At 33.7% G+C, this 22867-nt stretch carries 20 protein-coding genes and 2 other annotated features (1 of these 22 cut by a window edge); of the genes, 19 read left to right on the top strand and 1 reads right to left on the bottom strand.

What is annotated here, in order from left to right:
• Positions 1–81, top strand: a binding site (T-box leader) (it extends 155 nt beyond the left edge of the window).
• A gap of 59 nt (positions 82–140) precedes the next feature.
• From Q0W95_RS02305 to Q0W95_RS02215, 19 genes are all read left to right on the top strand, one after another.
• Positions 141–1301 (top strand): ABC transporter substrate-binding protein, encoded by a 1161-nt coding sequence (locus tag Q0W95_RS02305; protein WP_297789507.1) that lies wholly within the window; start codon positions 141–143, stop codon positions 1299–1301.
• Positions 1302–1432: 131 nt separating this feature from the next.
• Positions 1433–1671 (top strand) — a binding site (T-box leader).
• Between the two features lie 51 nt (positions 1672–1722).
• Positions 1723–2877: an ABC transporter substrate-binding protein gene (locus Q0W95_RS02300; RefSeq protein ID WP_297789504.1), complete on the top strand. Its 1155-nt coding sequence runs from the start codon at positions 1723–1725 to the stop codon at positions 2875–2877.
• A 14-nt stretch (positions 2878–2891) separates the two neighbouring features.
• Positions 2892–3779, top strand: a complete 888-nt coding sequence (locus tag Q0W95_RS02295) for a branched-chain amino acid ABC transporter permease (RefSeq protein WP_297789502.1) — start codon at positions 2892–2894, stop codon at positions 3777–3779.
• 1 nt (position 3780) lies between these two features.
• Positions 3781–4758: a branched-chain amino acid ABC transporter permease gene (locus tag Q0W95_RS02290; RefSeq protein ID WP_297789499.1), complete on the top strand. Its 978-nt coding sequence runs from the start codon at positions 3781–3783 to the stop codon at positions 4756–4758.
• The gene (locus Q0W95_RS02285) at positions 4748–5527 is read left to right on the top strand and encodes an ABC transporter ATP-binding protein (RefSeq protein WP_297789496.1); all 780 of its coding nucleotides are present in this window, start codon (positions 4748–4750) and stop codon (positions 5525–5527) included. The genes Q0W95_RS02290 and Q0W95_RS02285 overlap by 11 nt, the downstream gene beginning before the upstream one ends.
• Positions 5528–5530: 3 nt before the next feature.
• The gene (locus tag Q0W95_RS02280; RefSeq protein ID WP_297789493.1) at positions 5531–6244 is read left to right on the top strand and encodes an ABC transporter ATP-binding protein; all 714 of its coding nucleotides are present in this window, start codon (positions 5531–5533) and stop codon (positions 6242–6244) included.
• Positions 6245–6354: 110 nt separating this feature from the next.
• Positions 6355–7056: an alpha/beta hydrolase gene (locus Q0W95_RS02275; protein WP_297789490.1), complete on the top strand. Its 702-nt coding sequence runs from the start codon at positions 6355–6357 to the stop codon at positions 7054–7056.
• Positions 7057–8835: a phosphatidylglycerol lysyltransferase domain-containing protein gene (locus Q0W95_RS02270; protein ID WP_297789487.1), complete on the top strand. Its 1779-nt coding sequence runs from the start codon at positions 7057–7059 to the stop codon at positions 8833–8835.
• Between the two features lie 78 nt (positions 8836–8913).
• Complete coding sequence (locus Q0W95_RS02265) at positions 8914–9849, top strand: L-lactate dehydrogenase (protein WP_297789484.1); 936 nt, start codon at positions 8914–8916, stop codon at positions 9847–9849.
• A gap of 386 nt (positions 9850–10235) precedes the next feature.
• Positions 10236–11438 (top strand): dicarboxylate/amino acid:cation symporter, encoded by a 1203-nt coding sequence (locus Q0W95_RS02260; RefSeq protein ID WP_297789481.1) that lies wholly within the window; start codon positions 10236–10238, stop codon positions 11436–11438.
• A gap of 71 nt (positions 11439–11509) precedes the next feature.
• Positions 11510–15046 carry a pyruvate:ferredoxin (flavodoxin) oxidoreductase gene (gene nifJ / locus Q0W95_RS02255; protein WP_297789478.1) on the top strand — a complete coding sequence of 1179 codons (3537 nt, stop codon included), beginning with the start codon at positions 11510–11512 and terminating at the stop codon, positions 15044–15046.
• A gap of 10 nt (positions 15047–15056) precedes the next feature.
• The gene (gene ilvA / locus Q0W95_RS02250; protein WP_297789475.1) at positions 15057–16265 is read left to right on the top strand and encodes a threonine ammonia-lyase; all 1209 of its coding nucleotides are present in this window, start codon (positions 15057–15059) and stop codon (positions 16263–16265) included.
• Between the two features lie 140 nt (positions 16266–16405).
• Positions 16406–17293: a DegV family protein gene (locus tag Q0W95_RS02245; RefSeq protein ID WP_297789472.1), complete on the top strand. Its 888-nt coding sequence runs from the start codon at positions 16406–16408 to the stop codon at positions 17291–17293.
• Positions 17294–17370: 77 nt separating this feature from the next.
• Complete coding sequence (locus Q0W95_RS02240) at positions 17371–18546, top strand: M20 family metallopeptidase (protein ID WP_297789469.1); 1176 nt, start codon at positions 17371–17373, stop codon at positions 18544–18546.
• Positions 18543–18893 carry a Spx/MgsR family RNA polymerase-binding regulatory protein gene (locus tag Q0W95_RS02235; RefSeq protein WP_297789466.1) on the top strand — a complete coding sequence of 117 codons (351 nt, stop codon included), beginning with the start codon at positions 18543–18545 and terminating at the stop codon, positions 18891–18893. Before Q0W95_RS02240 ends, Q0W95_RS02235 begins: the two co-directional genes overlap by 4 nt.
• A complete protein-coding gene (locus Q0W95_RS02230; RefSeq protein WP_297789464.1) occupies positions 18894–19385 on the top strand; it encodes a GAF domain-containing protein in 492 nt (163 codons plus the stop codon). It begins immediately after the preceding gene.
• Between the two features lie 85 nt (positions 19386–19470).
• On the top strand, positions 19471–20832 hold the full coding sequence (brnQ, locus tag Q0W95_RS02225) for a branched-chain amino acid transport system II carrier protein (protein ID WP_297789461.1): 1362 nt from the start codon (positions 19471–19473) through the stop codon (positions 20830–20832).
• On the top strand, positions 20829–21455 hold the full coding sequence (gene trmB / locus Q0W95_RS02220) for a tRNA (guanosine(46)-N7)-methyltransferase TrmB (RefSeq protein ID WP_297789458.1): 627 nt from the start codon (positions 20829–20831) through the stop codon (positions 21453–21455). The genes brnQ and trmB overlap by 4 nt, the downstream gene beginning before the upstream one ends.
• Positions 21456–21467: 12 nt before the next feature.
• Positions 21468–22067: a DUF4230 domain-containing protein gene (locus Q0W95_RS02215; protein WP_297789456.1), complete on the top strand. Its 600-nt coding sequence runs from the start codon at positions 21468–21470 to the stop codon at positions 22065–22067.
• A gap of 31 nt (positions 22068–22098) precedes the next feature.
• Here the strand turns inward: Q0W95_RS02215 and Q0W95_RS02210 are convergent, their stop codons facing one another.
• Complete coding sequence (locus Q0W95_RS02210) at positions 22099–22803, bottom strand: heparan-alpha-glucosaminide N-acetyltransferase domain-containing protein (RefSeq protein WP_297789453.1); 705 nt, start codon at positions 22801–22803, stop codon at positions 22099–22101.
• Positions 22804–22867 lie beyond the last annotated feature (64 nt).

The following is a 22867-nucleotide window of genomic DNA, read 5'->3' as shown; positions in this document are numbered from 1 at the left end:
ATTTGATCAAGGTGCATCGAACGATGAAAAAGAGTGGTACCGCGGACGGTATAATTATTAAAATTACCCTTCGTCTCTTTGCTATAGGCAGAAGAGGCGAAGTTTTTTTCTGCCTAAACTATAAACAATAGGAGGAAATTATGTTTAAAAAGAAATTAGCTTTTGTTGCACTAGCAGCGGTTTTCGCTTTTACAGCGTGTGGTAATGGAGGAAAGGACTCTTCAAAGTCAAAGGAAGAATCGGATGTAGTAAAACTCGGAAACTCAGGACCTCTGACTGGGCCGTTATCGGTATATGGAATAACTACAGAAAATGGCATCAAACTTGCTATAGATGAAATTAATAAAGCTGGGGGAATCAATGGCAAAAAAGTTGAATGGACTGGACTTGATGACAAGGGAGAAATTACAGAAGCAGTAACTAATTACAATAAACTTATGCAAGAGGGTGCTAACGCTATTCTAGGTGGAGTCCCATCAAAGCCAACACTTGCTATGGCAGAATCTGCTGCTAAGGATGAGATAGTCTATATTACTCCAACAGGTACTCAAGCAAATATAACTGAAGGTAAGAATAACGTCTTTAGAGTAGCCTTTACAGATCCTTTCCAAGGAGAAGTTTTAGCTAATTTTTCTGCTAAAAAACTAGCTGCAAAAAAGGTTGCTGTACTTAGAAATCAATCTTCTGATTATTCTATGGGAGTTGCCGATGTTTACAAGAAAAAAGCAGAAGAATTTGGTATGGAAGTTGTTTCAGATGAAGCCTATGGTGATAATGATACAGACTTTAAGGCTCAACTAACAAAGATAAAATCTTCTAATCCAGATGTTTTGTTCATACCAGATTATTATGAAAAAGTTGCTCTTATAGTTTCTCAGGTTAGGGCATCTGGAATAAATGCCACAATTGTTGGGGCTGATGGTTGGGATGGAGTTTTATCAGTGCTTGATAAATCAGCATTTAAAGATATAGAAGGATCTTATTTTGCTAACCAGTTTAGTTTGCAAGATCCATCAGAAAAAACACAAAAATTTATAAAAGACTACAAGGAGAAATACGGTGAAGATCCATCAACTTTTGCAGCTGAAGGATATGATACGGTATATCTATACAAACAAGCGGTAGAAGAAGCGAAAACTACTAAGTGGGATGAGGTTGTAAAAGCCTTGAAAGCTATAAAGTTTGAGGGTATCACAGGTTCATTCAGTTTTGATGAAAATAATAACCCAAGAAAGACTGCCAAAATCATAAAGATAGATAAGGGTCAATATACTTTTGATTCCGAAGTTGTAGCTGATTAGGAAAAGATTATAACAATAATTTATTCTAATAAATAAGAGTTATATATCTTAATAAAATAATAAATTATACAAATTAAATTATTATTATTTAAAAAATTATTGACAAAGTAAAATCTGGGGCATATAATACAGAAAAAGCAATGAAGTGGAGAAGTATAAGAATTTTATTTTTCAGAGAGGTATCGGTTGGTGGAAGATACTAAATAAAATCTTAGAAACTAGCCAGTGAGCTGAACGTTGAACTAATAGTAGGCGTTATCGGGAACTCCCGTTACAGAGTTATTCATTAATTTGAGCAGAGTGCATCATAAGATGAAGAAGAGTGGTACCGCGGAGATGGTTTTAAATAATAAGTCCCTTCGTCTCTTCTACTAAGGTAGAAAAGACGGAGGTTTTTTTCTACCAAAATATGGAGGAAAAAATGAAAAATAAAAAGAAATTTGTAACTATGGTAGTTGTGGCTATGGCAATGTTTACATCATGTACTGGAAACAAGAAGGATAGTAAAAAGGATGATTCAACAATAAAAATAGGGTCAACTTTTCCTTTGACTGGTCAGTATTCAAATTATGGGACTTCTACAGTAAACGGGATTAAGATGGCTGTAGATGAAATTAATAAAAATGGAGGAATTAAGGGCAAACAAATAGTTCTAGATTCTTTAGATGATAAGGGAGAGTTAACTGATTCTGTAACAAGCTACCATAAATTAGTAGAAGGTGGTTGCGAGGCTGTTATTGGCACCAACACATCATCACCATCAAATGCAATAGCAGAGGCTAGCCAAAAAGATGGTATTCCTGTTATAACACCTACTGGTACAGAGGAAAATATTACTGCTGGCAAGAAAAATGTCTTTAGAACTTGCTTTACTAATCCTTACCAAGGAGATTTGCTTGCAATCTTTGCTAAAGATAGCCTTAAGGCAAAAACGTGTGGAATTTTATTAAATTCTTCTTCCGATTATTCTACAGGAATCGCAGATGCATTTGAGAAAAAAGTCAAGGAGCTTGGATTAGAAGTTGTTGGCAAGGAATCTTATGGAGAAAATGATACAGATTTCAAGGCTCAACTTACTAGCCTTGCAAAGAAGAAACCTGATGTTTTGTTAATTCCAGAGTATTATGAAAAGCTTGCTCTAATTACTCCTCAAGCAAGAGATGCAGGGATTAAGGCAACTTTTCTTGGAGGAGATGGTTGGGATGGATTGATTAAGACTATGGATAAATCAAGTATGGGAATTATTGATAAGTCATATTTTACTAACCATTTTTCTATAGAAGATACAAATCCAAAAGTAGCGGACTTTGTTAAAAAATACAGGGAGGTCTACAAGGAAGATCCAACTGCATTTTCTGCTCTAGGTTTTGATACAGTTTATATGATTAAAGAAGCCTTTGAAAAGTCTTCTAGTGATACAAATGATGATAGAATTAAGGCGTTAAATGCCATAGATTTTGATGGAATTACTGGACATTTTAAATTTGATGAGAATAATAACCCTCAAAAGCCAGCTTCAATAATGAGAATAGAAAATGGAGTATACAAATTTGATTCGACTGTAGCTCCTAGATAAGAAAGAGAGAAAATATGGATTTTATAACTCAGTTATTTAATGGGCTCCAACTAGGTAGTATTTATGCCCTAGTTGCCCTTGGTTATACCATGGTTTATGGTATAGCTAAACTTGTAAACTTCGCCCATGGGGATGTAATTATGGTTGGCTCTTACACTATATCACTTGCCATCCAAACAGCAGCCTTCAATATGGGCTTGCCTTTATGTCTAACTTTTATTCCTGCTGTAGTGGTATGTACAGTTCTTGGAATAACTATTGAAAGGGTTGCGTATAGACCGTTGAGAAATTCAACTCCAGTTTCGCTTTTAATAACAACAATTGGTGTGAGCTTATTTTTGCAAAATTTATTTGTGAAAATATTTACATCATCAGCTAAACCTATACCAGCTATATTTCCTCAAAAGTCATTAACTTTTGGTGGAGTGCACCTATCATTTGCAACTATTATAACGATAGTATCTACAATTATTCTAACTTATTTATTAAATGTGTTTATCAATAATACCAAGCTCGGCAAGTCAATGCTGGCTGTAAGCGAGGACTATGGGGCAAGTGAACTTGTAGGTATAAATGTGAACAAAGTAATGACTATGACTTTTGCAATTGGTTCTGCCCTAGCTGGCGTTGCTTCAGTTTTATATGTATCAAGTTACCCACAAATCCAACCCTTTATGGGGTCCATGTTAGGAATTAAAGCTTTTACAGCAGCAGTGCTTGGAGGAATTGGATCAATACCTGGAGCAGTAATTGGAGGATTAATTCTTGGTATGATAGAAGTTTTGACACGAGCCTACCTATCAAGTGCTTATGCAGATGCCATTGTGTTTATGGTTTTGATTTTAGTATTGTTAATTCAGCCAAATGGTTTGTTTGGAAAACTAGAAAAGGAGAAGGTGTGATATGTCAAAAGAAAAAAGACTTTCATATATAATTTCAACTCTCCTAGTCCTTGCTTTATTTCTTTGCCTTCAAATTATGATAAATATGGGAATTATAAGCAGGTATTGGGAAAGTATCCTAACAATGATTTGTATAAATATGATAATGGCAACGAGCCTAAACCTAACAGTAGGTGTCCTTGGGCAAGTAAACTTAGGTCATGCAGGCTTTATGGCACTTGGTGCCTATACAGCTGGAATTTTCCTTAAAACAGGTGTGCTTACTGGATTTTTAGGATTTTTGGTAAGCCTTGTTTTGGCAGCTATTGTTGCAGGATTTTTTGGTTTCTTGATTGGGCTTCCAATTCTAAGGCTTAGAGGTGATTATCTAGCCATAGTTACTCTAGCTTTTGGAGAAATCATAAGAGTAGTAATAGAAAATGTTGGTATAACAGGTGGAGCTCAAGGTATGGCGGGGATACCAACAATTCAATCTTTTGCAATATTTTTCTTTGTGGCTGTATTTATCATAGCTATGATATTCACCTACGCAGATAGCAGACATGGTAGGGCGGTTTTATCTATAAGAGATAATGAACTAGCTGCAGAGGCGTGTGGAATTAATATAACTAAATATAAAACATTTGCCTTTACCCTTTCTGCGGTTTTTGCAGGTATTGCAGGAGCCTTATATGCACAAAGTTTTGGTGTAATTGCTGCTACTATATTTAACTACAATAAGAGCTTTGACTATTTGGTTATGGTTGTTCTTGGAGGAATAGGTTCAATAACAGGTGCTATAATTTCATCAATAGGTCTTACAATTTTACCAGAAGTTTTAAGACCGTTAGCTGAGTGGAGAATGGTTATCTATGCTGTAATATTAATCTTAGTTATGATTTTTAGACCTCAAGGTCTCTTAGGAAGGAAAGAATTCTCAATAAGAAAATTCTTGAAGATTGACAAATATAAAAAAGGAGATGTTGAAAATGATAAATAATGAAAATTTATTGGAAGTTAAAAATTTGGGCATCTCTTTTGGGGGTCTAAAAGCGGTAAACGGAGTAGATTTCACTATGAAAAAAGGAGAGCTACTTGGACTTATTGGACCAAATGGAGCAGGGAAGACTACTTTATTTAATATGCTTTCTGGTGTATATACTCCAACAGAAGGAGATATAATCCTCGATGGAAAAAGAGTGAATGGGTTAAGACCAGATAAACTTTCTAAAGAAGGTGTGGCAAGAACTTTTCAAAATATAAGGCTTTTTGATAACCTAACAGTCCTCGACAATGTAAAATTAGCGATGAACCAATATATGGAGTATGGCGTTTTTGCTGGAATGTTTAGACTTCCAAAATACTGGCGTGAAGAAAAGGATGCAAGTGAAAAAGCTAAGGAAATTCTTAGGGTTTTTGATTTAGAGAAATATTTTAGAGCCTTTGCTGGTTCTCTTCCTTATGGAGCTCAGAGAAAATTAGAAATTGCTAGAGCTATGGCTACAAGACCAAAACTTTTATTATTAGATGAGCCAGCTGCAGGAATGAATGATACAGAAACTAAAGACTTGATGAAAGCAATAAAAATGATAAGGGATAAAACTAATATAGGAGTTCTTTTGATAGAGCATGACATGAACCTTGTCCTTGGAATTTCTGAAAGGCTAATTGTTTTAAATCATGGAGAAATCTTAGCTAAGGGCAATCCTAAAGAAGTAATCAATAATGAAGATGTAATAACAGCTTATTTGGGAAGCGGAAGGAGCTAGGCTATGAGTTTTTTAAAAGTTGAAGATTTGAATGTATATTACGGAAATATCCATGCGATTAAGGGAGTAAGCCTTGAAGTTAATAAGGGAGAAGTTGTTTCATTGATAGGAGCTAATGGTGCAGGAAAGACAACAACTCTACAAGCAATTTCGGGACTTCTACCAATTAAGGCTGGTGAAATAACCTTTAATAATAACTCTATATTAAAACAAAAGGCCTTCAAAAGAACAAGACTTGGTATAGCTCAAGTTCCAGAAGGTAGGAGGGTTTTTAAGGGAATTAGCGTTGAAGATAATTTGACTCTTGGAGGAGTATCTGTCAACTCTACTAAGGAAGAAGATAAAATTGAGATGGATAAGATTTATCAACTTTTTCCAGTCCTCAAGGAAAGAAGAAAGCAAGAAGCTGGAACACTTTCAGGAGGCGAACAACAGATGTTAGCAATGGGAAGAGCTCTTATGACAAGGCCTCAAGTTTTACTTCTCGATGAACCATCAATGGGGTTATCTCCTTTATTTGTTGATAAAATATTTGATACTATAGCCCTTTTAAAAAAAGACAAAACAACAATTCTATTAGTTGAACAAAATGCAAATCTAGCTCTTGAAGTTGCTGATAGGGGATATGTTCTTGAAACAGGACGAATAGTAAAAGAGGGTAGTGCAGAATCACTTAAGTCTGACCCAGATGTGAAAGCAGCATATCTAGGAATATAAATTAAAGCACAACTTACAATTTGTTGTGCTTTTTTCATCCCTGAAAGCAAACTAGCAAAATTAAAATTAAATACATAAAAGGCTGGTATAATAAATATACAGAGGTTTTTATGAAAAAGGGAATGATTAAATTAAAAGATAAGACCGATATCTTCTATGAGGAAGTTGGAAGAGGGGAGAATCTATTTCTTCTCCATGGTAATGGAGGAGATAGCTCCTATTTTGAATACAACTTAGGAGAGCTTTCTAAAAATTTTCATCTTTATCTTATAGATTTTAGAGATCATGGAAGAAGTGGAAATACAAAAGATAAATTGACCTTTGACCTTATGGCCAATGACTTAAATGAAGTTTTTGAAAAACTCGGTATCAAAAAATCCCACCTTCTTGGGTTTTCCGATGGTGCAAATCTCGCCCTAGTTTTTAGTATAAAGTATCCAACCTTAGTTAATAAATTAATTCTAAATGCACCAAACACAAGATTTGACGGGACTAAGTTATTTAGCAAAATATTAAGTATTTGTGAAAATATATTTTGGAATATACTTCCATTTTTCAAAAGAAATAAGAGAGTGGCATCTTTGCTTCTAAAGGATTTGAAGGTTAATAGGGAGGATCTTTCTGATATTAGAAACAATGTACTTATACTTGTTGGTTCTAGGGATTTGATAAGGTTAGGCCATGTTAAGAATATAACAAAGTATATAGATAATTGTAAACTTATAATTGTTAAAAAAGTAGGACATAAATTCGCAAGAATTAAGCCAGGTCTATTTAACAAGTTGGTTATCAAATTTTTGAAGGAGGAATAAGTGAATAATTTATACAATAAAAACAAACTGCGAGCCTTTATGTCTTTGGTGTTATTGGGCTTACTTACATTTATAATTGGAGAGTCGACCAAGGATAGGCATATCAACTTTGCTCTTCTAGTTCTAGCCATAGGTGTGTTCGGTGGAGTTATATACTTATCTAAAGACTTCCTTAAAAACGTAAGGGAGAAATATGGCGACTATGCATTAAGGACCAGCAAAGAATTTATTCAAAAAATTAACAGCTTGTTTGTTGGGATTTATGGATTCTATTTAATATTTACGGTTATAGCATTTGATTACTTTGAGGATTTTGCAAATTATTCAAAACCAGTTTTGACTATGACATTGATAATGATAAGTGCTGATTTAGTATTGGGATTTATTTTTCTAATCCTATCTAGGCTATCATTTGATAAACAAAAAAAATCCTTGAAACTATTGATAGCTACAGGAGTAGTAGCCTTTGTATTTTTGATAGCAAGTGGTGAAAACTTCATGTCAGTTTTTCCTCTTCTTATAATAATGCTATTGGCTTATTATACTAGAGATGTCCTTAATAAAGATAGGTTCATTTATAGCTGGGAAAAGATGAGTATAGACTTTATACTGTTTTTTGCATTAGGTTTTTTCTATATAATTAATATAAACAAAAGAAAAAATTATTCAACCTATATTCTTACATATAGATGGATTTACCTAATTTTAGCAATACTAGTCCTTACATTATTTGCTAAGTTAATATTCGCCTACATGAAAAAAGGAAAAGGAATTGAAGAATATACCAATCTTGGTGAACTAGAGAAGATGATTGATAAATATGGAAGTAAGCAATCTCTAGCATCTGGTCTAGCATTTTTAGACGATAAATATATATATTTTTATAAAAACAAAGATGGGGAGGAAACTGTAGCCTTTCAATACGGGGTAATAAATAACAAAGCTATTGTAATGGGAGAGCCTTTTGGTAAAGAAGAAGATATAGGTGATGCCCTATTTGATTTTAACAATTCATGCATAAGGTCAGGCCTAAGCCCAATATTCTATGAAGTTGGTGAAAAGTTTACCCTCTCTCTTCATGATTATGGCTATGATTTCATGAAATTTGGTGAAAATGCACTTGTAGACCTTGAAACTTTTTCTCTAGCAGGAAGGAAAAAATCTACAGAGAGAAATATACTAAATAGGTTTAAAAAAGATGGTTACACTTTTGAAATTATGAAACCTCCTTATCTGGATGATTTTATGGACAAACTTGAGGAGATTTCTGATTCTTGGCTTGATGGGAGAGATGAAAAAGGATTTTCCTTAGGATTTTTTGATAGATACTACCTAAGTAAATCAGACATTGCAGTTGTTTTTGATAGCAATGGAGATATTACGGCATTTACTAACATTATGCCAGATAAAAACGATGAGGTTCTTAGCATCGACTTAATGCGCTATGATATGGAAAAGAATGTCAACTCTATGATGGATTTCCTCTTTCTTAACTTATATCTTTATGGTCAAGAAAATTCATACAAGTATTTTAACCTAGGTATGGCTCCACTTTCTAATGTTGGTATAAATAAATCTGCTTACCTGTCTGAAAGAATAGCTTATCTTATCTATAAACATGGTAATAAGTTTTATTCTTTCAAGGGACTTAGGAACTACAAGCAGAAATATGCATCAGTCTGGGTTCCTAAATATACTGCCTTTGCCAAAGGTAATTGGATACTTTATTCTTTCATAGCTCTCGGTGCAATAGACAGAAGAAATGCAAAATCAAAATAAATATTTTCCTTGGATAAAATTAGGAGTACAATAATAATATCCTAGTAAAAGACTAGACTATAAATTAAGGAGACTTTTATGAAAGATAGTAAAATTATTTTAATTGGAGATGGAGCTGTAGGCTCATCTTTTGCATATGCTAGTACAGTTCTTGGTATTGGAAGAGAATTAGGCATTATAGATATCAATGAAGCAAAGGCCGAGGGAGATGCGATGGATCTATCGGATGTTTTAAGCTTCACTAAGCCTAAGGATATTTACAAGGCAGAATATGAAGATTGCAAAGATGCAGAAGTAGTTGTAATTACAGCTGGTATTCCTCAAAAGGATGGAGAAACTAGACTCGATTTAGTTGGGAAAAACCTATCAATATTCAAGGATATGGTAAAAAAAGTTGTTGATTCAGGATTTGATGGTATTTTTCTAGTAGCTAGCAACCCAGTTGATATTCTAACTTATGCCACATGGAAGTTCTCTGGATTTCCTGCAAGCAAAGTTATAGGTACAGGTACAACACTTGATTCATCAAGATTCAAAAAAGAGATAGCATCTCTAATTGGAATTGATCCAAGGAGTGTGGATGCATATATAATGGGCGAACATGGTGATAGTGAATTTGCCGTATGGTCACACACAAACATAGGTGGACTTCCAATCTATGAATGGGTTAGGTCAAATAGCAGAGTTGATGAGCTAGCCTTATTAAATACATTTGAGAAAACCAAAAATGCTGCCTATGAGATAATTAAGAAAAAAGGTGCTACCTTCTATGGAATTGGAATGGCTCTTGCAAGAATAGTTGAATCAATTATCAATGATGAAAATGCTGTATTTTCAACATCATCTTATCTTGATGGAGAATACGGTCTAAAGGATATATATATAGGAGTCCCTACGGTAGTTGGTAAGGACGGAGCTAAATGGGTAATTGAAGTTCCACTAACAGATACAGAAAATGAAAGGATGCACGAATCTGCAAAGACCTTAAAGGATATTTTAAATAAATCATTTTAAAAGGCTATGGTTACTCATAGGATTTTTATGGATGGCAATTGATTTTAAAATAGAATATTTTTATCAAGGATGTAAGCTCGTAAATTATAGCTACATCCTTTTTATGTCATAGGAATTTTTTAATTCATAAAAATCAAATATAGTAAATATTATTCAAGTATACTCAAAACGTTTTTTTATTTATGAATAATGGTATTTTTAAAAAGACCAAAATAAGTTCTACAATAGAAAACGTTAGCATAAAAATATTTATAAAAAATCTACTAATGAACTCCGCCGATAAAACATAAATGGTTAAAGTTGAAAACAATTAAAATATTGACATGAAAACGTATATCTGATATTATTAAATTGATCCTAGGATCAATTTCATTTAGGAGGAAGAAATGAAAAAATTAGGTTTATTGCCAAGGCTTATTATAGCCATCATTGCAGGTATATTAATCGGTCTTTTTGGGCCAGCTATTATTGTTAGAGTACTTATTACCTTCAATGGTTTATTTGGTAACTTCCTAAACTTTGTTATTCCATTAATTATTATGGGATTCGTAATTCCTGGAATAGCAGACTTAGGAAATGGAGCAGGAAAGACACTAGCAATTACAGCAGGTATCGCTTACTTATCAACAATAATTTTTGGTACCGCTACATATTTTACTGGAAGTTTTGTATTGCCAAACTTTATTACAAAGGGTGCAATTAACTTCAATCCTGATCAAAACACAGGTAGAGTTTTGGAACCATTCTTTGAATCTCCAATGGATCCTATTTTTAGCGTAACTACTGCACTTATTATATCCTTTATACTTGGTGTTGGAATTGCTGCTTGTAAGGGTGAAGTACTCAAGAAAGTTGTGCATGAGTTTTCTGATATAATCACAAAACTAATTTCATCAATAGTTATTCCATTACTACCAATCCATATAGCTGGTATTTTCGCAAATATGGCTTACCAAAGAACAGTATTTGTTGTATTATCTGTTTTCTCTAAAGTATTTATTATGGTTATAATACTTCACTGGTTAACAATTTTGATTCAATATTCATTAGCAAGTTCTATAGGTGGTGGAAGTCCATTTGATAAAATTAAAAATATATTCCCAGCCTACATGACAGCAGTTGGTACTCAATCTTCAGCAGCTACTATTCCTGTAACATTAAGACAAACATATAAGATGGGTGTAAATAAAGGTATAGCTGATTTTGTTATTCCTCTTTGTGCGACAATTCACCTTTCGGGTTCTACAATTACATTGACTTCTTGTGCTATGTCAATATTGATGTTACAAGGTGGAGATGTAACTATTCACCATATGTTCCCATTCATTCTTATGCTTGGTGTAACAATGGTTGCAGCTCCAGGTGTGCCAGGTGGTGCAGTTATGGCGGCACTAGGTATATTGCAATCTATGCTGGGATTTACTGAACCAATGACAGCTTTGATTATCGCCCTATATGTAGCTCAAGATTCATTTGGTACAGCTTGCAACATCTCTGGTGATGCAGCTATAGCTTGTATAGTTAACAAGATAAGTGGATTTAAATTAGACAAAAAAGCAAATGAAGCATATATCAATGAGCTAGTTTAATAGTCAAAAGTTAAGATAGGACTCTTTTTAGAGTTCTATTTTTCCGCTTATTACATAGATAAGGAGATGTTATGACAATTACTAGAAAAAAGAAAACAATGGACGGAAATACAGCAGCGGCTCATGTATCCTATGCCTTTAGTGATGTTGCAGCAATTTATCCAATCACTCCATCTTCACCAATGCCTGAATTTATTGACAAGTGGGCAGCGCAAGGTAGAAAAAATTTATTTGGTAATGAGGTTTCAGTAACGGAAATGCAACACGAAGCAGGGGCTGCTGGAGCTGTTCATGGATCTTTGGCAGCAGGTGCACTTACTTCTACATATACAGCCAGCCAAGGATTCTTGTTAATGATACCTGATATGTTTAAGATGGCAGGTGAAAGACTTCCAGCAGTATTTCATGTTGCAGCTCGTTCTATTTCAACATGTACTATAAATATGTATGGGGATCACCAAGATGTTATGGCAGGTAGACAAACTGGTTTTGCCATGCTCGCATCTGGCTCTGTTCAAGAAATTATGGATCTTTCTCCAGTAGCACATCTTGCAGCAATTAAGGCTAGAATTCCTTTTGTTAATTTCTTTGACGGTTTTAGAACAAGCCATGAAATTCAAAAAATTGAAGTTTGGGACTATGAACAATTTGAGGATTTAGTAGATTATGAAGCGATTGATGCCTTTAAAAACGATTCCCTTTCTCCTCATAGGCCAACAATGCGTGGTGTATTTGAAAAGGGAGGCTACTTCCAAAGAACTGAAGCCCAAAATAAAGCTTACGCTGAGTTACCATCTATAGTTGAATATTATATGAATAAAATCAATGAAAAAATTGGAACTGATTATTCTTTATTTAACTATGTTGGACATCCACAAGCTACCGATATTATTGTTGCAATGGGTTCAGGAACAGATACAATTAGCCAAACAGTTGAAAGACTCAATGAAGAAGGTAGAAAAGTAGGTCTAGTTAAGGTTCATCTTTATAGACCATTTTCTGCTGAGCATCTATTAAGAGTTATTCCAGAAACTGTAGAAAGAATTGCTGTTTTAGATAGGACTAAGGAAAAGGGTTCAATTGGGGAGCCTTTATACCTAGATGTTGTTGAGGTATTGTCAAAATCTGACAGGAAGTCTCTTGTTATTGGTGGTAGATATGGGTTAGGACAAAAGGATACAAATCCAGCTCACTTTAAGGCTGTATTCGATAATCTTGCAAGCTCCAATCCTAAAAATCATTTCACAGTTGGAATAGATGATGATGTTATGCACACATCTATTGAAGTAGACAAATCATTTGTTATAGATGATGGTAAGACAAGTAGATGCGTATTTTGGGGCAACGGTGGAGATGGTACAGTTGGAGCTAACAAAAATGCTATAAAGATTATAGGGGATAATACAAACTTATTTGCTCAAGGATATTTTGATTATGATGCCAAGAAGAGCAATGGTCTAACCCTATCCCACTTGCGTTTTTCTCCAAATCCAATCCATGCTGCTTATTTGATTGATGAGGCTGATTTTGTCTCATGCTCTCCTCAAGCCTATGTTAGACAATACGATTTAACTAAAAACTTGAAAAATGGTGGTATATTCCTACTTAATACAATTTGGGATAAGGAAGAACTCGAAGAGCATATACCAAATAAAATGAAAAAAGATATTGCTACTAGGAATATAAAGTTTTATACAGTAAATGCTTCAAAGATTGCCCAAGAAGTGGGACTTGGCCATAGGACGAATATGGTTATACAAACTGCTTTCTTTATTTTATCAAAAGTTTTGCCGATAGAAGATGCTATTAAATACTTGAAGGATTCTATTCAATCTTCTTATGGAATGAAAGGACAAAATATTGTCGATATGAACAATATGGCTGTAGATAGAACTAGGGAAGAGCTTGTTGAAATTGAAATTCCTAAATCTTGGAAGAGCCTAAAAGTAGAGGCTAAAGTAGATAACATTGATGATCCGGAATTCATTAGAAATATGGTAAAACCAATAATTAATCTACACGAAGACGACCTTCCAGTGTCAAGTTATTTGCCATACGATGATGGTCATTATATGGCAGGAACCAGCCAATATGAAAAAAGAGGAATCGCTTTATTTGTTCCAGAATGGAAAATGGAAAATTGTATCCAATGTAACCAATGTTCATTTGTCTGCCCACACGCAACAATCAGACCATTCTTGATAGATGAAAAAGATAAAGAAAATGCTCCTGAAGGTTTTGAGGCAAAGAAAGCTATAGGAAAGGGATTTGAAAATTATGGGTTTAGAATTCAAGTTTCTCCATATGATTGCATGGGATGTGGCAATTGTGTAGATGTTTGCCCTGCTCCAACAAAAGCTTTGGAAATGAAACCAATTGATGGACAAATTGAAAAGCAAGCAAATAATTGGATGTATGCGCATAAAGTAGTTGGTTATAAAGATGACGAAATAGAAGCAAATAATGTTAAGAATTCACAATTTTCAAGACCTCTCCTTGAATTTTCTGGAGCATGTGCTGGTTGTGGAGAAACACCTTATGCTAAACTTATAACCCAACTATATGGAGACCATCAGATTATTTCAAATGCGACTGGATGCTCTTCAATTTGGGGTTCATCTGTTCCATCAATGCCTTATTGCACAAATAAAAATGGAGAAGGTCCTGCTTGGGCATCATCCCTCTTTGAAGATGCTGCGGAATATGGCTATGGTATGCTACTAGCTAGTAAGGCTAATAAGATTGCCTTAGAAAACCTAATGAAGAAATTTTTGAACCTCCATCTATCCTCACCATTAAATGATGCTTTCAGTGAATGGTTAGAAAACAATACAAAGTTTGAATTAAGTAAAAAAGCAGCAAGCAAAATTATTTCCTTACTTGGAAATAAAACAGATAATGAAGAAGCTAACAAAATTATTGATAGAATTGTGGCACTTAAAGACTACTTAATTAAGAAGAGTCAATGGATATTTGGAGGTGATGGTTGGGCTTATGATATAGGTTTTTCTGGAGTAGATCACGTTCTAGCAAGTGGAGAGGACATTAATATAATAGTATTCGATACTGAAGTATATTCAAACACAGGTGGTCAGAGCTCAAAGGCAACACCACTTGCAGCTGTAGCTAAGTTTGCGGCTTCAGGAAAGAAAGTTAGAAAGAAAGACTTGGGTCTAATGATGACTACTTATGGCTATGTTTACGTTGCTCAGGTAGCTATGGGAGCAAATCAAGCACAAACATTAAAAGCTATAAAGGAAGCAGAAAGTTATCCAGGTCCATCATTAATAATAGCCTACGCTCCATGTATTAACCATGGAATTAAGGCAGGAATGGGGAAAACTCAAAGAAGAGAAAAAGAAGCTGTAGCTAGTGGTTATTGGCATTTATGGAGATTTAATCCACTCCTCTCCATATATGGAAAAAATCCATTTGTACTCGATTCCAAGGAACCTCAAGAATCCTTCCAAGAATTCCTTCAAGGAGAAGTACGTTACGCATCATTGAAAAAAGCTTTCCCAGAAACGGCTGACCAATTATATGCAGAAGCTGAAGAAGCATCAAGGGAAAGGCTAGAAGCTTATAAAAATATGGCAAAAATAAAATAAGAGGTAAATTATGACAGCAAATTTAGAAATGATTAAAGAAGCTAGACAAATTCTAGATGGAAACATTGAAAAAACACCAATTTATACAGCATCAAGAATGGGCGAAAACCTATATATCAAGATGGAAAATTTGCAAAAAACAGGCTCTTTCAAATTAAGAGGTGCCTTCAACAAGATTGCCCACCTAACCAAAGAACAAGCAGCTAAGGGAGTAATATCATGCTCTGCTGGAAATCATGCCCAAGGTGTAGCTCTATCTGCTACAAAACAAGGAATTAAATCCTATATTTGTATACCATCAATAGCTCCACTTTCAAAAATCGAAGCTACAAGAGGATATGGTGGAGAAGTTATAATAGTAGATGGAACTTTTGATGATGCCCAAGCAAGAGCTTATGAATTACAAAAAGAGATGGATTTAACTTACGTTGCACCTTTCGATGATGAATATGTGTTATGTGGCCAAGGAACAATAGGACTTGAAATACTAGAGCAACTCCCAGATGTAAAATATATTGTAGTTCCAATAGGTGGTGGTGGACTTATAGCTGGTATAGCTCTAGCTGTTAAGTCATTAAAACCAGATGTGAAAATTATCGGAGTAGAACCAGAAAATGCTGCATCAATGCTAGCCTCAAGAAAGGCTGGAAAGATTGTAACCCTTGATTCTGCAAATACAATGGCAGATGGTATAGCTGTAAAAAAACCAGGTGAAATAACATTTGACCTAGTTCAAAAATATGTAGATGAAATTGTTACAGTCTCAGAAGATGAAATTACCAACGCTATCCTTAGACTTCTTGAAGAAAGCAAGGTAAGCGCTGAGGGAGCAGGTGCTTCATCTGTTGCAGCTGTATTGGCAGAGAAGTATGACTTCTCAGATGGTAAAGTATGTGCAGTTTTAAGCGGTGGAAATATTAATATAAATACAATTGCACAAATTATTAACCAAGGTTTATTTAAAACTGGAAGACTTTGTGAAATCACAACTACAATTTCAGATAAGCCTGGTGAACTAATTAGGTTACTTGAAATAATTAAAGACCAAGGTGCAAATATAAAGGATATAGATCAGTTTAAATCTGCAGAAACTGTTGGTTTTGACCATGCAGTAGTAAGAATTATAGCTGAAACATACAACAAAGACCATAGAAATCAAATTTATCAAGTATTAGCAGAAAATGGCTACGAAGAAAGTCATGCAAGAAGAACAAATTAATTACTATTTTTGAAAGCTATCTCCTTTGTGAGGTAGCTTTTTTTCATTCAATAAAAGAGCTTATATAAAATTATATATTTTTAGTAGCACAATTAATATGGTAAAATATAAATAGTTATTAGAAATCAGAAGGAGGATTTATGACTGATTTTATTATAAGTTCTGAGTCTATAATGGATTTATCGCCTACATATGTCAATCAACTTGGCGTAAGTATAATTAATTCAAATTATGAACTTAATGGTAAAATATTCCAAGATGATTTTGGTCAGAGCCTAGATATGGAAACTTTTTATAAGAATATGGAAAATGGCTCATCACCAAGCACATCTGCAATAAATACAGAAGAATATTTAGAGTATTTTAGAAAACTTCTAAAGAAAGGTTATGATATTATCCATGTATGCCTGTCATCTGGACTTTCAGTTCAGTACACCTGTCTTGTTCAAGCAGTTGAAATATTAAAGGAAGAATTTCCTGATAGAACAATTCATCCAGTGGATTCAAAAATGGCATCAGCTGGAGTCGGATTACTTGTCGTAAAACTTGTCGAATTAAAGCAAGTGGGCAAGAGCTATGAGGAAATATGTAAGTGGGTAGATGATAATTATTTAAGAGTTATTAGCTATACAAGCAATGAAAATTTGGAATATCTTGCTAGGGGAGGTAGAATTTCTAAAGCTTCTGCAAATATTGGAAATCTTCTTAGAATATGTCCCTTGATTGAGATGGATGATACTGGGCATATGGAAGTCACTGCAAAAATTAGAACAAAGAAAAAACTCGTAACTACCTTGCTAAAAAGAATGGAGAAAAACGCAATAGGACAAAGAGATTATAATGATTATGTGTTTATAACTCACGCTAGCAATATAGAATTTGCCAATGAAATTAAGAATGCAGTTGAAGAAAGTTTCCCTAATACAAAGGGAAAAGTCAAAATAAGCAATTTTGGACCAACTATTGGAACCCATATAGGACCTGGGGCAATATCTCTTTTCTATTGGGGCAATAAGAGACTGGCTTGATTAATTTAAAAGATTATCTATAAAATAAGATAGTCTTTTTTATTTTGCAGTATAATAATTTTAGAAAGAAGGTTTATATGAATTTTTATAAAAAATCAAATGAGATTAAGGAATATATGGTGGATATTAGAAGAAGAATTCATGAAAATCCAGAAATAGGCTTTGACCTACCAAAAACAACGGCTCTTGTCAAAGATGAACTTGACAAGCTAGGTATTTCCTATACATCTCCAATTGAAAATTCGATTCTTGCAACCCTTGGTAAAGGAGATAAAACAATACTATTAAGGGCAGATATGGATGCTCTTCCAATAGTTGAAGAAGCAGATTTAAGCTTTAAATCTAAGAACCAATGCTCTCATATGTGCGGTCACGATTTCCACACTGCCATGCTTTTGGGCACAGCCAAAATTTTGAAAGAACTTGAGGCTGAGCTAGATGGTACTGTAAAACTTATGTTTCAACCAGCAGAAGAGATTTTAAAGGGATCTGAAAAAATGATTGAAGCTGGCATTCTTGAAAATCCGAAGGTTCAAAGAGCTGTGATGGTTCACATGGATACTACAAGAGAACTGGGTATATATATAAAAGAAGGACCTATGGCAACTTCTAATAATAATTTCAGAATAAATATTAAGGGATATTCATGCCATGGTGCTATGCCAGAAAATGGTGTAGATACAGCCTTTGTAGGCAGCCAGATTGTAAATGGACTTCAAGAAATTGTTTCGAGAGAGCTATCTTTTACCAAAGGAGCAGTTCTAACAACAGGTCACATTCAGGCAGGCTCAGCCCCAAATATAATACCAGATACCGCTATAGTTGAAGGAACTACAAGAACCTACCATGAGGAAAGTAAAAGGCATATCCAAGAAAGGATACCAGAGATAGCTAAATACATTGCTAAAGCTTATAGAGCAGAGGCAAGTTTTGAAATACTCTCTGATGTACCAGCGATAGTCAATGATAGAGATTTCTATGATGATGCAATAAAAACCTTGAGTCGAGTAAAAGAAGAAAATGGTGATTTTGCCATATTTGATAAATGCGAACCAGTAACCGCTAGTGATGATTTTGCAAATGTTGCTAAAAATATTCCATCACTTATGATGATGGTAGGTTGTAAACCGAATCAGGGAGAAGCATATCCACTTCATAATGGAAGAGCTGTTTTTAATGAAGATTCCATAGTTTATGGACCTACTGCAATGGCGAGCGTAACCTATGATTATTTAAAAGGAGAAAATAAATGAAATTAATTTGTTATAAGAGATGTTTAACCTGTAAGGGAATCGAAAAAATGTTAGATGATAAAAATATTGCTTATGACCTAAGGGATATTAAGGATGAAAATCCTAGTAGAGATGAGATAAAAAAATGGCATGAGAAAACTTCCTATGATATTAAAAGATTTTTTAATACTTCAGGAAAGATTTATAGGGAAGAAAATCTAAAAGATAGACTTAAAGATATGAGTTTAGATGAGAAATACGACCTCTTAGCTACAGATGGAATGATTGTAAAAAGACCAATTTTATTTACTGATGATGGTGAAATTCTAGTTGGGCCTGATGTTAAAAAATATGTAGAGAGTCTATAAATGAGCTTTGAGATTAAGGGAATTGCTAGTCTTGATGATAAAGATAGGATGGAAGAGTTAATAAATTTTGTAAAAATTCAAGCAAGTGATGAAGATAATGCTATAGCTTTAATGAGCAATATATCATCATTTATAATGGCGATTATAAAAGATTTGAACTGGGCGGGCTTTTATCTTGTAGGGGAAGATGAATTGATTCTCGGACCTTTTCAGGGTCTTCCAGCTTGTACAAGACTTAGCTTTGATAAGGGAGTTTGTGCTAAAGCTTATAGGGATAGAGAAATAGTTAAGGTAGATGATGTTAGTAAGTTTTCTGACCATATTGTATGTGATAGTAATTCAGCATCGGAGCTTGTAATTCCAATATATGTCGAAGATGAAGTCGTTTGTTTGATTGACCTAGATTCCCCTAACCTTAATAGATTTACTGAAGTGGAAGTCTGTGGTTTTGAGAAAATATCTGAAATATTATACAATAGAATTTATCTTTAAAACAGATAAAATATTTATTTCATAAAGAAGAATATTGAATTATTCTTCTTTTTTGGTAGAATGATACAAAAAACAAGGAAAAGTTATGAGAAAAAATTTACAATTTAAGGAAATTTTGTTGGTAGGTTCCCTACTATTTGGCTTATTTTTTGGGGCTGGAAATTTAATTTTTCCCTTAGAGCTTGGTTATGGCTCTGGTGGGAATGTTTTGCCTGTAAGTATTGGCTTTATCTTATCAGCTGTAGGACTTCCTATTCTGGGGGTTGTATCAGCATCCCTAACAGATAGTGATAACTTGTTTGAGTTATCAAGACCTGGTGGGACTTTCTTTGCCTATGCTTTTACAATAATTTTATACTTGGCTATTGGTCCTGGTTTTGCAATTCCAAGAACTGCAACTGTTTCATTTGAAGTAGGATTTGCAGGGCCTTACAATATTGACAAGACTATAGGATTACTTGTATTTTCTGTGGTATTTTTTATTTTAGTCCTAGAATTTTCGGTTAAAAGATCTAAGCTAATAGATACTATAGGAAAGTATATGACACCAATATTTATATTGCTTTTATCAGTACTTATAGTGTTTTCTATAATTAAACCAATGGCTGGTTTAGGTACTGGATACATGCAAGAAAAATATGTAAATAACCCTTTTGCAAAAGGGATAATTGATGGATATAATACAATGGATGCACCAGCTTCTTTAGCTTTCGCGATAATAATTATTTCGGCAGTTAAGCAACTTGGAGTGAAAAATGCGAAAAATATTGCTAAGGAAACCTTAAAAGCTGGTCTGGTATGCCTTGTTGCAATGTCTATAATATACGGTTTTCTTGCTTTCATAGGCAATACTTCATCGGGAATTTTGAAAGGGGAGAACAATGGTGCAGTAATCCTATCAAAGGTAAGTTATCATTACTTAGGAAAATTCGGTTACATTATGCTAACTTTCATTGTGTTTTTAGCTTGTTTAAAGACTGCAATTGGTCTAGTTTCTGCTGCATCTGAGATGTTTGAAATACTTCTTCCATTTAGGATTACCTACAAAGTGTATTGCTACATTTTTTCAGCTCTATCATTTCTAGTTGCAAATTTGGGGCTTGATACAATAATAAAACTATCCCTACCTATATTGCTTTTCCTATATCCGATAGCAATAGTGCTAATAACTTTATCTATCTTATCTATATTCATAGGTAGAAGAGAGCTAGTATACAAGTCAATTCTATTATTCACAGCAATAGGCTCTTTGGCTGATTTATTTAAAAATTTGCCTTTAGAATTAAGCACAAGACCTATTGTAAGAACTTGGATAAGTATATCTGAAAGATATTTGCCAGGAGCTAAAATAGGATTTAGTTGGATAGCACCAGCATTAATTGGCTTAATAATTGGATTGATTTTAGACGGTATTTTAAGAAGGAATTTAAACAAGGAGATTAGATGAGATTAAGACATAAACCAAACGCAATTCCTGAAATGGAGAAAAATCCCTATGTATTTTTGGGCGGGGATAAGTATAAGGGAAAATGGAAAGAGATTTTTGCAAATGATAATCCTATCCACCTTGAAATAGGGGCAGGTATGGGTGATTTTATTATCCAAAAAGCCCTTCACAATAAAGATATTAATTATATCGCTTTAGAAATGAATACCAACGCTTTTGTTGTAGCTAGTAGAAAAATTTTAGATGAAGAAATTCAAAACGTGAGAGGTCTTATTGCTAATGCAGAAAACTTGGAAGATTTCTTCGAAAGAGGAGAAATTGATAAAATTTATCTTAATTTTTCAACACCTTGGCCAAAAACTCGCCACCACAAGAGAAGATTATCCCATAAGAGGTTTTTGGATAGGTATGTTAATATTGTTAAAAATGGATCAGTTCTTGAACTAAAAACCGATAATGAAGAATTTTTTGATGCAAGCCTAGAATATTTTCAAGAATATGGGATGACCATAGAAAAAGTTGATAGGAATTTAAGTATTTCAGAGTCATTTGTTACAGAATATGAAAATAAATTTAGAATGAAAAATATGCCTATATACTTCGTAAGGGCTAGTTTTAAGTAAAAAGGAGATAAGATGAAAAAAATCAAAAAACTAATTGTAGGTTTTATTTTTATACTATTCTTGGTTTTTGCCTCTTATTTTTTCGGCATGAAGGCTGGATTTTTCAAGAATGAACCTAAGATTAGCTCAGAAATTATTAAAAATCAAATAGTAAATGCTAAAGAACTTACTACATTAAAATATAAATACACAAATGTTGGTTCTTTTGAAAATACAAACGAATTTTATGGATGGAAAATTCCTTTTACTTCTAAAAAGTTTATTATTTCTTATGATGGGGAAGTAAATGCAGGGGTTGACTTGGAAATGGCTAAGGTTAGTATTGACGAGTCCAAAAAAGTTGTTAATGTATCTTTACCAAAGTCCAAAATTTTAAGCCATCAGATAGATGAAAACTCTATTACTATATTCGATGAAAAAAGTTCAGTTTTCAATCCTTTAGAAATTAAAGATTTTACCGACTTTAGGAAAAATGAAATGAAAAAAGTTGAAAAAGATTTGTTAAATAAAGGTTTTTTAGACGAAGCTAACGAAAGAAGCAAGGAAGCTGTCGTAGAAATATTAAATATCAATCCGATAATTAAGGAAGAATACACCGTAAATGTAAATTAAAAAAGAGCTAGTGATTTGTTCACTGGCTCTTTTAGCTTAGGAAAAATGATACAAGAGGGTAGAGGATAATTTGATGGGTAAGATATATGGCCATAGAATTTCTACCTATCATAGCAAGTGTGTTATCCTTACCTTGCCAATAATAAAAATTATTGGTTTTTAGATGATTACCCAAACTGACTCCCGCTAAATAAGCGAAAATCCATGGTATTATTGGAAAATAGTCAGCAGAAATGAAATCCCTAGAAGGAAAACCTAGAATAAAAAAATTATTTGAGTACATATGATCAAAAATTTTAATATTATCTAAGATAAACCTAGGTATATTGTAGGTTAAGGCAAATAGGAATAAGAATATAGGGTTAAAGACAAGGTGGAGGTTAAATCTTTTTTGGATCATACCTCCTATAATCATAGACAGTCCCAAACCATTCATTACTCCCCAAATTATTAATTGGTCTCTAGCGAAAAAATAAGTAATAAAACTTATGCCAAGGCCAATAAAACTTGTGAGTATTCCTCTCTTTATATTTTCTTCAGCTTTCAGAAGATTTGATGTTATTCCCGATATTAGAAAAAAGGATAGGGCTATTGATAGTTGCCAAATTCTATTAAGAATTGTATCATCATACCGAGTAATTCTCCTATAAAAATTAATATTATACATCAAGTGAAATAACACCATTGATATGATGGTAAGTCCTCTTATTTTATCTAAATTATAAATTCTTTTCATGCAAACTCCTTATAAAATTATACCCGATAATATTAGGAAATTTTTCTTGCTCTATAGGAAATTT

The sequence above is a fragment of the uncultured Anaerococcus sp. genome, assembly GCF_947253225.1.
Taxonomy (GTDB): Bacteria; Bacillota; Clostridia; order Tissierellales; family Peptoniphilaceae; genus Anaerococcus.
Note: the sequence above shows the minus strand (reverse complement) of the source record. Positions and strands in the feature narration are given on the sequence as shown.